Origin of the sequence: Egbenema bharatensis FJBBOT/2019, assembly GCF_048077055.1 — a bacterium.
Lineage (GTDB): Bacteria > Cyanobacteriota > Cyanobacteriia > Elainellales > Elainellaceae > Egbenema > Egbenema bharatensis.
Genome location: NZ_CP182236.1, coordinates 3,151,594 through 3,166,590 on the forward strand (window position 1 = coordinate 3,151,594; position 14,997 = coordinate 3,166,590).

Genomic DNA, 14,997 nt, shown 5'->3' on the forward strand with positions numbered 1-14,997 from the left:
GGGTTAGCGAACACCGACCAGATCAGATTCTGGTTGGAGGGTGGAAACGAGAATGCCGAGAATTTTGTCTATTTCGCTAATAAAGTAATCGCTGCTGTCTATGTAGGCGTTTTTCTGAACCAGTTTTAAGAATTTCCAGTCTGTACCTGTCGTAACAACGCCATAGATAGTGTCAACGGGATCACCTTCTTGCTCATTGAACTGTTTAGCCGCGATCATGGTCGCAATGCATTGCCCTAATCCAGAGGGAATGTTTTCTCGTTTGGCTTCAACGATCGTGATAACAGGTTTAGTAATAAAATATTGCTCTGCCGATCGTGTCAGGATAAAATCACAAGTGTCATTGAGACCTTGTTCAGGATCAACATTGAACTCTGCGCCAGAAAACAAGCTGACCTTTCCTTTCAAACTGCGTCTAACTTCTGTTAAGACGGGCATGATGATCAATTCTGACCGAGCTTTTTCGGTGTTAATTGCAGTTGCTAAGGACAGGTTTTCTTTCAGATTTAGGGTTAGTAGTTCGCTGGGTGGAACTGGCGTGATCTGAGGAAAAAGGATCTCAGTTTCAATCGTTGTGATACTGAAATCGCTTTTTACTTTGCTAAGGGTAAAGTTGCTGTAAGGCATAGGGTTACTCCACTAGCTGACCAAATCGTTTGAGAATGGCGAAGACGGTAGCCAAATCTTCTGGCTCCCGGATGCCAAACAGTTTGGAGACTGCGTATTGGGGCGGATTACCTTTGACGAGCTTGACAAACATGAAACTGCCGCCGCTGGTGATCATGCCGTAGCAGGGTTGCTCTGGATTGGGGCTTGCCAACATATCAGCCAGAATTTGAGCCAGTCCAGCTTCTACAGAGTAGGAGGCTCGTTTTGACTCGACTACTAACACCCACAGTCGATCTTTGAGAACGAGGGTGTCGAGACTGCCCGTGATAATGGTGCCTTCGTCTTCAGTTTGAATTTCGATCGACGGTTCCGATCTCACATGAAACGGCGATAGGTAAAACCCAACCAGAAACAGGAGCGGATCAACCACTGACATCCGAATCACTCCTTCGAGGAGAGGCGCGTAGTCAAGTAGATTAACAAAGCCAGCCCGAATGCGGTCAAGCTGTTGAGTTTCGAGATTGCTGACTTCTGGCAGATTTTGTTTCCATTCTGGGAAAAATGTTGGATCTTCCACTAGATGAATCCCAAAATCATCGATCAGCGTTCGGAGGGTAACGTTTTTAGCTTGGATTATTTGCACCATTGCTTTTACCTTCCCTGAGTGAATAAGTTATCTTCGACCAGTCTCTTCCAGGATGCTAACAAGGTATCAATGGCAGATTGCTCTTTTGTGCGCTGGGCTGTCGTGGTCTCCTGTCCAGGCTCTGGGGTGAGGGCGCGGCCTGCAAGGGCTTGAGCGACCAGGCGTAACTGGGTTGAGTCTGGTTGAGCAAGGCTCAGAAAGTTTGGGATTTCGGAGGGCTTATGGTCTGCCAACCAGAGGAGGCGATGGAGCACGTCGATGAGGGTTGGTGCAGCCCCAATTGCCTGTGGTTTGACGTTGAAGGTTTGTCGTCCTTCAGTGCGTTGGATGCCCAGATCTTCGTAAGCACCCCGATCGCTGTAGTCTCGTAGTTGAATAGTAGTTTTGACCTTTTTGACCAGTGCCAGTTTGCCATCGGTTAGACCACCTACGCCGTCGAGTTCGACCCCGACCCCTTTGGCGAGGGTGTTGGCTTCATCAAACTCCACTGCCAGTTCGCCATACTCGTAGCGACCCATGATGTAGTACTGGGTGGATTTGTCTACCAGGCTCACGCCGCGTCTGTCGCACTGCATCACACTGGTCAGAACGGCTTCGACGACTTCTTTTTGCACTTCACCTAAAAAGGAGTTTGCGTCAAGCTCGTCACCGTTGGGCAGTTCGACTCGTTCGTATTGGGTGTAAGCGCGGAGTCCAGCACCGATGCAGGCAATTACGAGATCGGCTCCACTGACCCCTTCTGCCATCAGGGTCGTGACTCGTTCGCGGACAATTTGCGATAGCTCTGGTTTTACGTCCATTGCATAGTCACCAACAGTTGCACCTTTGCGCTTGCGGGCAACCAGGAAAATGCTTGAAGCGAGTGCGGCGGAGTTGGTAGCGCGAAGGCGAGTGCCCATTTCAGTATCAAGGGGCCATGCTTCGGTAATGGTAAAACCAGCACGACGGAGGGAATCAATTAGGGTTGACCAGCCTGCTGTTGTTTTATGGGCATACACTACAACCATCATGCCCTCTGCCTTTAGCACTCTACTTCCCTCGCAGAATGCTTGGTGCATCATATCTTCGTAAGCCTTTGCCGCCTTCTTTTTGTCTCCATCATGGCGAGTAGGTTCCATGATGGCTTCATTCTTTTTGGGTGTGAGTTGTCCTGAGAGATGCTCTGGATAGAGATGTCCAATAGATCGCTTCAGCCAAACATAGAAAAAATCAGACAAATCAGCGTATGGAACGGAATCAAAGTAGGGCGGATCAGTGATGACTGCATCAAGTGATTCAGACTCTATCGATAAAGCCATTGATGAGCCACGCTTGCAAATTGCTGGCTCTCCACAGTTAGCTTCCTGTTTAATGACATTTAGAATCCAGGGGAGGGAATTACTTGCACTTCCAGAAGTGATGCCCGTAGGACATCCTTCTGCAAAATCCCATAGCATTGGCAAGGCTTGCCTAACAAATGTGTGGTTAACTCCACTGGCTGTAGGATTTGGGTCATATGTACATAAGGTGCTTGCTCGATCGGCAACTCTATTAATCATTACGCCAAGGTATGTGGCGATCGCCTTCCCAAATTCCTCCTCATACCCCTCATGAATCATCTTCTGATGCGCCAACCTGACCCACTTCACAAATGTCATCAGCGCCAGTAGTTGCCGGGAGGTGAACAACTTACCAAAGGTATCTAGCCCATAAAGATGTGTAAAAAATGCCCTCGTATCTGCTGAAAAGATTGGCTCAGTTGGAATCGTTAAACCTGCCTCCTGACAGAGCGTTTCTAATCTTGCTTGAATTGCTGCATCATCTGGAGCGTAGTGCTTGTAGGTGTCTCCGGAAAGATAAGTCTTTCCCTTCTCTCCTGAAGTGGTGCAGACAATTGATGTGAGTTGCTGACCTAACTTGCCAGCCTTCCCTTGCTCTTTAACCACTTCACTTTTGACTGTTGCACCGCAATGCCTACAAATTGAGGTTCCTCTGGCACTTCCTAACGATGGGTTAAACCCTAATCCCTGTTCGGTCTTCGATTCCACTACCTCAAATTCAACCCGTTTCGTTTCATGATTTGGAATGGTTTTCAGGGCAACATACTTATCCTTCTTCTTACACAGCCACGTTTGCCGCATCAACGGCACTTGCGCCCCACAAGCCGGGTTAGGGCACTTTACCGTCCGTGTCCAGAGGTAGGCGACGGGGGTTAAGCCCTCACCCCCTGCCCCTCTCCCTGGGGAGAGGGGAGTTTGATTGGAGGGAAGGTGTTGGGCGATGGTGGTTAGGACTGTTTCAAGGTCTTGTTCTATCTGCTGATTTTTGAACCGCAGAACTGTAAAGCCGTTTTGACTAAACCACTGGTCTCGGTTTACATCTTGGTCTTTCTGGCGATCGTGAACTAAACCATCAACCTCAATCACTAAGCGAACTTCGTGACAGTAAAAATCTGCAATATAAGACTCAATATTGTGCTGCCGCCGAAATTTTGCTCCATCTAAGCGGCGATCGCGCAAACATTCCCACAAAATTGTCTCCGATGGAGTCTGTTTCTTTCGTAATTCCCTTGCTCGTTCCAAAAGCACATCTGGGATTTGCCGCCCCTGCCCTGCCAAGATCGACAATTGAACCCCAGAATCTGAGAGAGATCGCCCACTTGGGTTCGGTTCCCCTTCTCCCTGGGGAGAAGGGGCTAGGGGATGAGGGCAAATCTTCGGATACAGGTCGCCAATCTCCTCCCGAACCTGCTCAATCACCCAGTTACCCCACTTTTCCACCTCATCCGCCAGCTTCTTGCCATACTTCTGCGGGTAAACCAGGGTACAAAGCTGAATGATGTGTGCTACTGGGTTCAGGTCAACGGCATAGGTCTCACACCCCAACCGCAATGACTCCAAGGGGATTGCCCCACCCCCAGCAAACATATCCAGCACCTTGGGCGGTGGCACATCCTTCAATGGCGTATTCGATGGAAGACCCAGGCGATCTCTCTGCGCCTCTAAAATCTGCCGTCTCGCCTTCTTGATCGTTTCCTCTCCTGCCTCCCACTTGCAGAAGTCGATCATTGCTTTGGTCAAAGCTGTTCGCTTTTGGGGCGTTTCCGGTGCTGCCACCAGCGAAGCAAACACCGCTGCCCGTGCCGCTACTAAAGGTCGCCGCGCCCACCACAAATGCAAGGTCGAAATATGACCTTTGCGAATCGACTTCTCCCGTGCCGCTTCGATAGAGATCTCACGGATAGGAATAAAGTCTTCAATTAAGCGGCGATCGGTAGTCATAGGAGAAAAAATCTAGGTTTTCATAGTCCCTCTCCCTGGAGAGAGGGGTTGGGGTGAGGGCAACGTCAGGCTTGTTTTTGTCGTTGTTTTTGCTGCAAAAATTCAGCAAAGTCTCGAACTTCTGCAATTAACTCTTCTGGTAAATCCTCCAAAATAGAAACCAGATGTCCTCTTGCACCCATCGTTTCCTTCGCAGGCTTTACTAACCGAAGTTGATGTGGATAGACCGTTTCAACCCCGATCGTTTCCCGAAATGCTTGAGGATCATCAGGCTCAGCAGAGATTAATTCATCCGCTTCAATCCCTGCCTTTGTCCAGCCACCAAATAACTCTACGAGGTAGGCTTCTCCGTCGTTAAACATCTCAACGATCGCTCCGCGTGTTCCGACTGGAGCAAAATCAGGCTGTACCGCTGCATTCGTAAAATCCCCCGACAAGGGAATTTCTTCTATTAGTTGCACAACATCAAATAGTTGAAATTGACTCATTTTTGCCTCCCCGATCGCTCTGGAACTGCCGTCACAAACCTTGCTACATCCTCACCATAACGAACAATCCAACCTGTTCTGACTTGCCAAGACACACCAGTCTGTCCTGTGATTAAAACCACTGCTTGAAACCGATACCCGTGGTCATCTTGTCCATTAGATTCCAGAAGGTCTATCGTCATATTTGCCAAGATCGCCTCTCGGATCGATTCTGGGGACTCAAAACCCATTACCTCTCGCCAAAACTTTTGCTTATCCCCTCCTTCCATCGGTTTTGTTTCACGAGTAAAGAGATAAGTGGCTTTCTCAATCGGAAAAACTAGACTGACAGGTTGAGTCATTCTGCATTTGCCTCCCAATCCGCTTGAGCATTGCGGGTAATTGCTTCCGCAGGCACTAAGTACCGAGTCACCTGCCGGATTTCTTTGGCATCACCCACCAGAACCTTCGCCGGATTTTCGATTTTCAACAGCTTAGGGTTACTCGTCTTACAACCCCAAACCACATAGAGCCAGTATGAATCCCCCAGTTGTTGTGCTTTACGCCACTCATTAGAAGTCAGAGAAATTTCTTGGTTCACCTGTGCGCGTCCCTTCACCTCAATCCGTCGGACGGGTGCTACTCCAGTTTCGGGGTCAATTGGCCCCACACTGCGGATGTCAAAACCACTCCCATCCTGGTTCTGGCTAACATCCTCTGGTTCCCATCCCCTTTGCCGCTCATAATCCATCACGTATTGCATCGCAAAGGCTTCAACTTCAGGATCATTCTTCATCCCTGGCATTTCCGCCACGAATGCCGGAGCCGGATAGACGATCGCGCAACCCAAATATGCAACCCTGCCAAAACTAACAATCTTGAGATAATCCAATTCGTTTTGCTTGGTTCTATATCGCTCTTGCAGATCTTTCACCCGCTTTTGGGCACTATCCCTTGCAACACGATAGGTTTCATCCCCGGCTGCCACCTTTGCCGCCAACTTCATCTGCGTGGATTGGGCTTCTCGAATCGCAGCCTCCATCGCCTTCTTCAGATAATCCTGCCGAATTTCAAGCTCACGCTGCCGCTGTTGTTGCTCCTGCTTCACCATTGGCACCTGAATTCTGACCTTCAGCCACTTCTCAATTCGTTCCTGATCTTGAGGCGCAGGAGGCGTGAGGGATTGGGAGTTGATAGGAATGGATTCAGCACTGGCAGGCGCGAGATCGTGGAGGCAATCTGGTGAAACCAGCACCAATTCACCTGATGCTTTTTCTAAGACAGCACATAACGCTGCCCTCAAAACGCTCGCCTGTCCTGTCCTCTGCTGCCCAGCAACCTGAATTTCAAAGAAGTAAACCCGGTAAGGTTCATCTGCATCTGCATCCAAAAACAGGGCAGAGCCAGTACAGATCGAACTGTCCAGTTCAATGTCTAGTCGCTCAGCGATCGCCGCAAATAGAGGATGACCGGGTGATAGCAGTTCTGCATCCTGGTGGTTGGGGTTTGCTAATTGCTCCTTATAAAAGGAGAGCTTAGGATAATTTTTCTCGACCGCTCCCAGCCGCCGAATCGCCCCCAGGTTATTAGAGCGGAATTCCTCCTTAACATAAGGGACTCGCCACAGCCCATCTGCCCGGACTTCCAAATTGACGCTCAAAAACTCACACGATCGTTTGAAAAACTCCTCGATATAGCGAGGCATCAACCGCTGCTCTTCCGATCGAAAGTCTTGGCTTTGAGTACGGCGAATTCGAGATAGATCAACGTGGCTTGTCGCTAATGCAAAACCCGTCGCCTGCTCTAACTCATCCAATCGCTTTGGATCAATTTGCTCAAGCTGCTCTAGGGCGTTCTCCTCAGAAGCCTTGCTGTAGGTCGCTTCCTTGACCACATCTTCAAACCGAATGTCGCTGAGTTGTAAGAGTTGACCGACAACATCAAAAACGCGATCGCCCATTGCTTCCCGGATCTCTTCCAGCTTGCTCAGAAGCTTATCCAGTACCCGACCTTCGACTGTGTTGATTGCGACAAAATTGAAGATGTAAACATCATGAGGCTGACCAATGCGGTGAATCCGACCCATGCGCTGCTCTAGGCGGTTAGGGTTCCAGGGAATGTCGTAGTTGATCATCAACCGACAAAACTGAAGGTTAATCCCTTCCCCGGCTGCCTCAGTTGCAAGGCAAATTTGCCGATTGAGTTGAAAATCCTTCTGCGCCTCTTTACGAGCGATCGGGTTCATGCCGCCATGAATTTGGCAAGTGGTGTAACCCCAATCCTCCAAATTTTGTTTCAGGTAGTCCAACGTATCCCGGTGTTCAGTGAAAATGAGCAGCTTGCCACGACCGTCCCGAAGTTCAGAAAATTGCGCTCCTTTCAGGCACTCTTTCAGCTTGTTGAGCTTCATCTCAGTACCAGTATCGATCGTCTGCTTAGCTAGCTTGACCAGGCGCTCTAGCTCATACAACTCATCGCGGAGTTGCTCCATACGCTCTGCCGCTGTGGACTCGATCGCTAAATTTTCCTGCTCGTCTTCCTCATAGTCGTCGCTTTCCTTCTCAGAATCAACAGGCTTCCCAAGGTTCATCAAGCGAGCATGTTGCTCCTCTGGAGAAAGTCCTTCTAATTCGTCTAGCAGATCAGCAAAGCGCTGTCGCCGTTTTTTCAGAGAACTGAAAATGGCATTGAGGCTACTAGCTAATCGTCGTTGCAACACCGTTCGTGCTAAAGCAACGGCTGCTTGCTTCCGCCCCTTGGCTTTCCCCAAGAATTTGTTGATGTATTTGGTGACTTCTTTATAAAGATGTTCTTCAGCAGGGGACAACTCAAAGGGAACCGTTTTAGCAAACCGTTTCTTAAACAGCTTTCGCCCATCAAAATCCTTAAGTTCCTCCTTAATGCGCCGTAAGAACCAGGGGCTATTCTCCATCCGCAGCATTTCTGGATTGATCTGATCAGAAATGAATTGCTCTGGATCTAGCAGCCGGAGGAAATTATGGAATTGGTCTACATCGCCCTGGTGAGGAGTAGCGGTCAGCAGCAGGATACGTTCACAATTTTTTGACAATTCCTCAACTAGCTCATAACGCCCAGTCCGTCTTAGGTCGTCTCCTTGAGTACGAGCAGAGCATTTATGCGCCTCATCAACAATCACTAAATCCCAATCCACCTGAAGGATGCCCGGAGCAATATCATCCCGTTTTGCAAAATCAATAGATGCTACACATTGCCGGAATCGCTCCCAGGGATTTCCTGCTAACTGCCCTTTTGCCAGAGTTGAGTTAATAACTTCAAACGTTTCAGAAAACTTGCTCTTAAGCTCATCCTGCCATTGCAATGTGAGGGGGCCGGGGCAAGGATCAGAACCCGTTCAATCGCCCCACGCAGCTTTAATTCCTTCAGCAGCAAACCCGCCATAATGGTTTTGCCTGCTCCTGGATCGTCTGCCAGCAGAAATCTGAGCCGAACTTGAGGCAAAATCCGTTCATACACAGCTTCTAGCTGGTGGGGCAAAGGGCGAACCCCACTGAGGCTGACCGCAAAATGAGGGTCGTAGGCGAACGCCAGTTTGATGCGAGCCGATTCAATGAAGAGAAAAAACTGATTGGCATCCACAGACGCTGAGGATGGGTGGGTTTGATTAGACAGGATCTCCGATACTTCATCGACACTGATAAAGGCATCGCGCAACTCACCCTGTTGCGTTCTAACTCGCAGTAATACCGTATCCTCAACGAGAGTGGCATCCTCGACAGTCACAGCCCCGGTGAACTGACCTGGTATCGTAATGCGTTTACCAACTAGCTGTGACTCCATCAATTGCCCCTATTCTCTGGAAAGAATTGCTCCAATAAATCCTGACCGCGATCGCCCATCTCCCGCGAAACTTCCTCAACCCGCTATAGTCCGAGGGGAATTGGCATCTGTTTCTGCTTTTCCCAACGGTTCACGGAAGTAAATGACACCCCAATTTTCCGAGCAAGCTCCTGCTGGGTCAGCCCGGTTCTGCGTCGTAATTCTTTAATAAGATGACTAACCTCCGGTTGCTGAATTGCCATAGATTATATCGGACGCTATAGTCCAGAATTCCCCTATTTTGGCTAGAGGCAGCATAGCAAGTCATTTTTTCCTGCACGTTTGTAACGTCTTCATCAACTAAAAGCTGATAGTTCGATTGTAGGCAGCGTTTCGACGGCTTGAGTGAGCCTCACCGAACTTTGAGTTCATGCCGAAGCCCGAAGTTTTGTCCGCCCAATCCCCTCAACCTAGCTTAAAAACAAAAAAATCCCTAACGCGAAGCCAGGGATTTGAATCAGGGTGCATCTACCACTTCAGTATTCAAGGTCACACTATCTCAACCGGAAAAAAATTAAAAAGTCATCTGCAAATCGATCGGTTCTGGCAAGCCCATCCATCAACTGTGCCAAATCGATCGCTGCCCTGCATCTGCAAAAGCCTGGCAACCATCTAGCAAACATCTAGCAAACACCTTGATTGAACCCACCGATCGCGTCACAATAATATTAAGCAACAATAACAATGTATAGCAACTGAGTCCCCGAATCGATTGAATTAAGGTTAGATGGTATTCCTGCACACATCGGCTGCTTCTTCTCATATATCGGCTGCTTCCCATGCAGACTCCTTGAGTCCTGTTCCACTCCCCACTCCCCACTCCCCACTCCCCATTCCCCCTACCTACGACCTGGCGATCGTCGGGGGTGGCATTGTTGGATTAACCCTGGCCTGTGCCCTCAAGCAGTCTGGATTACGGATTGCCCTGATTGAAGCCAGACCTCGGGAAGCGGGTTTGAGTCACCATCGCGCCTATGCCCTAACCTTAATGACCGGACGCATTTATAGCGGGTTGGGACTGTGGGAGCAGATTTTGCCACAAATTACCACCTTTGAGCAGATCCGATTAGCTGACGCGCTGTGCCCCGCTGTGGTGAACCTGTTGCCGCAGGATTTGGGAACAAAAACCAGGGAATTGGGTTACGTCGGCGAACATCACGTCCTGGTGCAGACGCTTCTGGATGCGCTAAAAGATGCTGATCTGGACTGGCTGTGTCCCGCAGAACTGATCCAGGCGGAATACGGAGCCGATCGCGTGACTTTAACGGTATCCGTTGCGAACCAACAGCAGACGATTCAAACTCGGTTACTGGTTGCGGCAGATGGCTCTCGATCGCCGATTCGGCAGCAGGCGGGCATCGGCACAAAAGGCTGGCAGTACTGGCAATCCTGCGTCACGGCTGTGATTCGTCCTGAAAAGTCCCATGAGAATGTAGCGCGGGAACATTTTTGGGAAAGTGGGCCCTTTGCCTCCCTTCCCCTTCCCGGCAATCGCTATCAGATTGTTCTCACTGCTCCCCATGCGGAAGCCAGACGATGGGCCGAGGTCAGTGAGGCTGAATTCCTGACAGAACTCGATCGACGGTATCAGGGGCAGTTGGGCAAACTAGAGCTAATTGGCGATCGGCTGGTGTTCCCAGTCAAGCTGATGCAGAGCGATCGGTATGCTCAACATCGGTTGGCGTTAGTGGGGGATGCGGCCCACTGCTGTCATCCCGTTGGCGGCCAGGGGTTAAATCTGGGCATTCGAGATGTGGCAGCCCTGGCGGATGTCCTGAAGACTGCCCATCAGAAAGGAGAGGATATTGGCGATGGGCGGGTGCTCCGTCGCTATGAACGCTGGCGTAAGCTGGAAAACTTGACCATTCTGGGCTTCACGGATTTACTCGATCGCACTTTTTCCAATCACTGGTTGCCGATCGTGGTGTCCCGACGATTGGGATTAGGCGTGATGCGAAATCTGCGTCCTCTAAAATTTTTGGCTTTGAAGTTAATGACTGGACTGAGTGGCCGACAACCTGAACTGGCAAGGCGAGAAGTCGGGTAAGCAGCAACCCATCTCCATCTCCTAAAACGGTAGAAATCTCCTAAGTCAATCTACCTGCTTGTCCGAGCGTATCGAAACATAGTGGCTTTGTCCTTCTTGTTGGATCTTTAATACCTCAATAGTGCTGGCAAATGCAAGAAAGCTGCCGCGAATGTCCAGAGTTTTCATTGCCTTTGTGATTGGTACGTATTGCCTGCTGAATTCACTCGCTAGAGCAGATAAATTGATCCGATCGTCTGACGATTTGCTCAACAGTTGCGTTGTGATTGTCACCAAAACCCTTTCAAGCTGCTGTTTTGTTTCAACTTCAGCCGGAAGAAAATCCAGATCAGATTGTGCTGGGGATGCGAAATTGTCGGGTGATTGAGAATTAGATGGGGCAGAAACGCCCTGAGTCGCCTCTGGCTCAACTTCAAGCTGAAACGCTGTCACATACCACTCCGTTTGTCCAGGAGGTTGATGGACGACAAAATCAGTAGGATATTCGGCTAGAAAATCCTTTACTTTACCTGCTAATTTGTGTTGACCTAATACATGGCTAATGGGCAGTCCTGATTTTTGCCGAAACAGGGTGGAAAGACGAGACAGTTTGACCCATTGCTGATGAGTTTGGTTCTGTTCTTCCTGAATTAATTGCTTGAGACAAGCGATCGTTTCTGACAAAGAAGGCGCGACCACAGGTGGCTGAAAGCTATACGAATCCAGCTTGCCCGTCATCCAATTTTTAACCAACAGTGCCTCGCTTTGTTTCCGTGCAGAATACACCGTTAAACCGTGCGTACTTAAAGTGTGGCAAAGGTGAGATAAGTCACCATCGGATGAGCAAATGATCACCTCTCGCACATTAGGATAGTGCACAAAAATTGAGGAGCCGATCGCCGTGATTTTCATATCGGCACTATTTGCCCCCGCCGGAACGTGGATCATCTGATATCCCCGCTGATGCATATCCAGATCTAATTTGCCGATCGCCCGCCAATTCGCAATGGCAATCTTAATCTGAATTGGATAGGTGCAGACCGTATTCAGGAATTTTTCGGCATCTGGAGGTAGGCGCAAATTCTCAACATCCAGTAGCAAAATTGCAATGCCAATCGTCGGTTCTGAAACGGGGGAAGGCAGCGGTTGGGAAAGGGCTGGTTCAGGGGCAGGGTCGGGGTCTGGCTCAATTGGAGAAGCGGAGGGCATCGCCTCCCCAATCAGTTGATCGATCGCCTGATTCAGTTGGACAAACAGTTGAGAATCAAAAAATCCTGGGAGAAATAGTTCTCGCAGGAAAGGTTCAATTTTAGCTTTAAGGGTCGATTGATGAAACGACTGGCTAAATTTGGAGGAAAAAGCCCGGATAAAATTCGCTTTAATTTGCGGGCTTTCCCACTGAAGATGCCGATATTTTTCTGCCAAATGCTCTGGAGCTTGCTGTTTCACCTGCACCGCAACTCGATAAATTTCCAGGACAATCTGACTGATGATGGCAGAGCTAGTATCCGGATAAGAGTCTGAAACAGTCATGATTCGCCCGATCGAGTAATGCGGTACTGGGAGAAGAACGGAACGGGTTTAACCCATCCCAACTTCCATTCCAGTTCCCATTTGTAATGTATCTCTCATATTTTTGCCATCGTGGAATGCCGCTAACAAAACTTCGCTGGTTTTGCCCCAGGCGATCGTCCCTGCGGCATCAATGCCGATCGCGCCAAAGTCCCGATTCCGTGAGTAGGCTTCCTTAAAAGATCTCTCAAAGGCAAGGGGTAAAGGCATCCCATCCGTCACCCGCACCACAATTCGGGCGGCTAAACATTCATCAATAATGTCTTCACCAATGCCCGTACAGCTAATTGCAGCATCCGTCGTCGCATAATTTCCCGCAGGCATAGCAGAATCGCTGACGCGCCCAATCCGCTCAAATCCCTTACCGCCAGTGGAAGTTCCTGCTGCCAGCCGTCCGTCCTGATCCAGGGCAACCACGCCGATCGTCCCTCGTCCTGCTTCCGTCACCAGCTCCCGTTCCGCCACAACGCCCGCCATATCCTTGGAAAAGTTGCCGCGTCGTTCCTGAATCCATTCCTGTAACCGCAGTTCCGTTAATGGATCGTAGGCAGGAAGTTGCAGTTCGCGCATTAGCTCCAGCGCCCCGTGATCCGACAACACTCGATCGTCTCCGCCCTGGAGAAAAGTCGCCAGTTCGATCGGATTTTTCACCCGCGACACATTGATCACGCCGCTGAATCGCTGCTGCAACCCATCCATTAACGAAGCACTCATACGAATGTGCCCATCAGACTGCAACACCGACCCCGTTCCCGCATTAAAACGCGGATCATCTTCCAGGAGCTGACAGCCGCGAACCACCGCATCATGGGCACTGGCTCCTGCCTGCAACAGGGCATACACTTCTTCCAACACCTGAAACAGCGATCGTCGGACAACCTCTGCACCACCTTTGAGCGAACTGCCTGCTCCACCATGAATAATCAGCTTGGGTTGTACCTGCGCCGTCGTCATACCTGAAAAATCTTCCTGTGTGTGAGGGACAATGATCGATTATGCCCTGTCTGCTTTACTTTTTGTGTCTTTAATGGAGCAATTCAGAGAGTTCAGCCGAATTCAATGTCTTTGAGGCGATCGCAGCTCCATAAACTGTGCCACAGTGCTGTTTTTTACTCTGGGGATTGGGCAGTCGATCGACGACGACGACATCGCTCTGAACAATACTTCACTTCATCCCAACAGGTTTCCCACTTTTTGCGCCATTCAAACGGTCGCTGACAAACTGGGCAAATTTTGGTCGGCAGGTTGGATTTAGAGTATTTTCGTCCCACGGGAATATTGCGATGAACAACTTAACATTCAGTTACATTTATTACTTTAACGAAGGAGAACGCAGAAATGTCCCTGGCGACTGTGCGGATTGTGCTGGTGGAACCCGCCGGAGCATTAAATCTAGGGTCGATCGCCCGTGTGATGAAGAATATGGGGTTACGCCAATTGGTGTTAGTCAATCCCCAGTGCGATCGATTCAGTGATGAAGCCCGACGAATGGCCGTCCATGCTACCGATGTTCTGGAATCTGCCCAGGAAGTGCCCACCCTATTGGATGCGCTCCATCATTGCCATCGGGTGATTGCTACCACTGGACGCGATCACACCACCCTCGACGTTACCCTGGAACCGCCGCGATCGGCCCTACCCTGGCTGCTAGAACCCGTAGAACCGCTCAATCTATCCGATCCAGTTGAGCGAATCGATCGATCGGATCCGGCAATCCATTCAGCCCTGGTTTTTGGTCGAGAAGACCGGGGACTATCCAACGAAGAACTCAACTACGCCCAACGCCACATCTTTATCCCCACCAGCCCCGTTTATCCATCAATGAATTTAGCCCAGGCCGTCGCAATTTGTTGTTATGAGTTGCATGGGATGGAGTTAGGGAGGAGGGAGGAGAGAGGAGAGAGGAGGGAGGAGGGAGAAGGGAGGAGAGAGGAGGGAGGAGAGAGGAGAGAGGAATCGGGAGTCGGGAGTCAGGAGTCGGGAGTCGGGAGTCAGGAGTCAGGAGAACTGCTTTCCACCCACCCACCCACTCACTCACCCATTCACCCACCTGCCGATCTCGCTCCACTTCATACCCTGGAAGGTTTCTACCAACACCTGGAAACCGTACTGCTGAAAATTGGCTATCTTTACCCTCACACGGCCGCCAGCCGGATGGAAACCTTTCGGCGGTTGTTCAATCGGGCTTACCTTTCTGGGCGGGAAGTTTCTATGCTGCGGGGAATTTTGCGGCAGGTGGAGTGGGCAGTGCGGGGGGCTGAGGGAGTTAAGGAAGGATCCAAAGGAGCCAGGCGATCGAATTCCCAGGATTCTGATGTCTGATTTTTACTCTGGTAATGGCTGGTGGGCAGTGCCCACCCTTGTATCTTCAGAGGCAGGCAAGATGCCTGCGCTACGGGCCCCACTCCCCACTCCCCACTCCCCACTCCCCACTCCCCACTCCCCACTCCCCCTCCGGATCTCTCCTACCAAATACGAAGAATGGTTAAAAATTCGCGCTGAAGCAATCAATCGCCAAAAAATTCCGATACTGTTCAGTGGAATATTTTTTGCCTGAAC

14 protein-coding genes are annotated in these 14,997 nt (G+C 50.1%); 3 read left to right on the forward strand and 11 right to left on the reverse strand.

Features of this window, described 5'->3' with window-relative positions:
* Nucleotides 1-3: 3 nt before the first annotated feature.
* From ACM1PF_RS14585 to ACM1PF_RS14620, 8 genes are all read right to left on the reverse strand, one after another.
* The gene (locus ACM1PF_RS14585) at nt 4-627 is read right to left on the reverse strand and encodes a hypothetical protein (RefSeq protein ID WP_416675763.1); all 624 of its coding nucleotides are present in this window, start codon (nt 625-627) and stop codon (nt 4-6) included.
* Nucleotides 628-631: 4 nt separating this feature from the next.
* Complete coding sequence (locus ACM1PF_RS14590; RefSeq protein WP_416675766.1) at nt 632-1,255, reverse strand: restriction endonuclease subunit R; 624 nt, start codon at nt 1,253-1,255, stop codon at nt 632-634.
* A gap of 5 nt (nt 1,256-1,260) precedes the next feature.
* Nucleotides 1,261-4,515, reverse strand: coding sequence for a DUF559 domain-containing protein (locus ACM1PF_RS14595; protein WP_416675769.1), 3,255 nt, complete (start codon nt 4,513-4,515; stop codon nt 1,261-1,263).
* A 65-nt stretch (nt 4,516-4,580) separates the two neighbouring features.
* On the reverse strand, nt 4,581-5,003 hold the full coding sequence (locus tag ACM1PF_RS14600; protein WP_416675772.1) for a DUF2281 domain-containing protein: 423 nt from the start codon (nt 5,001-5,003) through the stop codon (nt 4,581-4,583).
* Nucleotides 5,000-5,344 (reverse strand): DUF6883 domain-containing protein, encoded by a 345-nt coding sequence (locus ACM1PF_RS14605; RefSeq protein WP_416675775.1) that lies wholly within the window; start codon nt 5,342-5,344, stop codon nt 5,000-5,002. Before ACM1PF_RS14605 ends, ACM1PF_RS14600 begins: the two co-directional genes overlap by 4 nt.
* Nucleotides 5,341-8,322 carry a helicase-related protein gene (locus ACM1PF_RS14610; protein WP_416675778.1) on the reverse strand — a complete coding sequence of 994 codons (2,982 nt, stop codon included), beginning with the start codon at nt 8,320-8,322 and terminating at the stop codon, nt 5,341-5,343. The genes ACM1PF_RS14605 and ACM1PF_RS14610 overlap by 4 nt, the downstream gene beginning before the upstream one ends.
* Entirely contained in the window at nt 8,241-8,801 is a 561-nt protein-coding gene (locus tag ACM1PF_RS14615; RefSeq protein WP_416675781.1) for a hypothetical protein, read from the reverse strand. Before ACM1PF_RS14615 ends, ACM1PF_RS14610 begins: the two co-directional genes overlap by 82 nt.
* A gap of 83 nt (nt 8,802-8,884) precedes the next feature.
* A complete protein-coding gene (locus tag ACM1PF_RS14620; RefSeq protein WP_416675783.1) occupies nt 8,885-9,043 on the reverse strand; it encodes a helix-turn-helix domain-containing protein in 159 nt (52 codons plus the stop codon).
* Between the two features lie 524 nt (nt 9,044-9,567).
* Here ACM1PF_RS14620 and ACM1PF_RS14625 point away from each other — a divergent pair.
* Nucleotides 9,568-10,887, forward strand: a complete 1,320-nt coding sequence (locus ACM1PF_RS14625) for an FAD-dependent hydroxylase (RefSeq protein WP_416675786.1) — start codon at nt 9,568-9,570, stop codon at nt 10,885-10,887.
* Nucleotides 10,888-10,932: 45 nt separating this feature from the next.
* Here the strand turns inward: ACM1PF_RS14625 and ACM1PF_RS14630 are convergent, their stop codons facing one another.
* From ACM1PF_RS14630 to ACM1PF_RS14640, 3 genes are all read right to left on the reverse strand, one after another.
* Nucleotides 10,933-12,399, reverse strand: coding sequence for an NYN domain-containing protein (locus tag ACM1PF_RS14630; protein WP_416675788.1), 1,467 nt, complete (start codon nt 12,397-12,399; stop codon nt 10,933-10,935).
* A 48-nt stretch (nt 12,400-12,447) separates the two neighbouring features.
* Nucleotides 12,448-13,392: an isoaspartyl peptidase/L-asparaginase gene (locus ACM1PF_RS14635; protein WP_416675791.1), complete on the reverse strand. Its 945-nt coding sequence runs from the start codon at nt 13,390-13,392 to the stop codon at nt 12,448-12,450.
* A 155-nt stretch (nt 13,393-13,547) separates the two neighbouring features.
* On the reverse strand, nt 13,548-13,709 hold the full coding sequence (locus ACM1PF_RS14640) for a DUF2256 domain-containing protein (protein ID WP_416675793.1): 162 nt from the start codon (nt 13,707-13,709) through the stop codon (nt 13,548-13,550).
* Nucleotides 13,710-13,776: 67 nt separating this feature from the next.
* Between ACM1PF_RS14640 and ACM1PF_RS14645 the strand changes: the two genes are divergently transcribed.
* Nucleotides 13,777-14,760 (forward strand): RNA methyltransferase, encoded by a 984-nt coding sequence (locus ACM1PF_RS14645; RefSeq protein ID WP_416675796.1) that lies wholly within the window; start codon nt 13,777-13,779, stop codon nt 14,758-14,760.
* Complete coding sequence (locus ACM1PF_RS14650; protein WP_416675799.1) at nt 14,753-14,995, forward strand: hypothetical protein; 243 nt, start codon at nt 14,753-14,755, stop codon at nt 14,993-14,995. The genes ACM1PF_RS14645 and ACM1PF_RS14650 overlap by 8 nt, the downstream gene beginning before the upstream one ends.
* Nucleotides 14,996-14,997: the final 2 nt, after the last annotated feature.

Coding starts and splice junctions, on each gene's coding strand:
- ACM1PF_RS14585 (WP_416675763.1), bottom strand. CDS start 627: ATGCCTTACAGCAACTTTACCCTTAGCAAAGTAAAAAGCGATTTCAGT.
- ACM1PF_RS14590 (WP_416675766.1), bottom strand. CDS start 1,255: ATGGTGCAAATAATCCAAGCTAAAAACGTTACCCTCCGAACGCTGATC.
- ACM1PF_RS14595 (WP_416675769.1), bottom strand. CDS start 4,515: ATGACTACCGATCGCCGCTTAATTGAAGACTTTATTCCTATCCGTGAG.
- ACM1PF_RS14600 (WP_416675772.1), bottom strand. CDS start 5,003: ATGAGTCAATTTCAACTATTTGATGTTGTGCAACTAATAGAAGAAATT.
- ACM1PF_RS14605 (WP_416675775.1), bottom strand. CDS start 5,344: ATGACTCAACCTGTCAGTCTAGTTTTTCCGATTGAGAAAGCCACTTAT.
- ACM1PF_RS14615 (WP_416675781.1), bottom strand. CDS start 8,801: ATGGAGTCACAGCTAGTTGGTAAACGCATTACGATACCAGGTCAGTTC.
- ACM1PF_RS14620 (WP_416675783.1), bottom strand. CDS start 9,043: ATGGCAATTCAGCAACCGGAGGTTAGTCATCTTATTAAAGAATTACGA.
- ACM1PF_RS14625 (WP_416675786.1), top strand. CDS start 9,568: ATGGTATTCCTGCACACATCGGCTGCTTCTTCTCATATATCGGCTGCT.
- ACM1PF_RS14630 (WP_416675788.1), bottom strand. CDS start 12,399: ATGACTGTTTCAGACTCTTATCCGGATACTAGCTCTGCCATCATCAGT.
- ACM1PF_RS14635 (WP_416675791.1), bottom strand. CDS start 13,392: ATGACGACGGCGCAGGTACAACCCAAGCTGATTATTCATGGTGGAGCA.
- ACM1PF_RS14645 (WP_416675796.1), top strand. CDS start 13,777: ATGTCCCTGGCGACTGTGCGGATTGTGCTGGTGGAACCCGCCGGAGCA.
- ACM1PF_RS14650 (WP_416675799.1), top strand. CDS start 14,753: ATGTCTGATTTTTACTCTGGTAATGGCTGGTGGGCAGTGCCCACCCTT.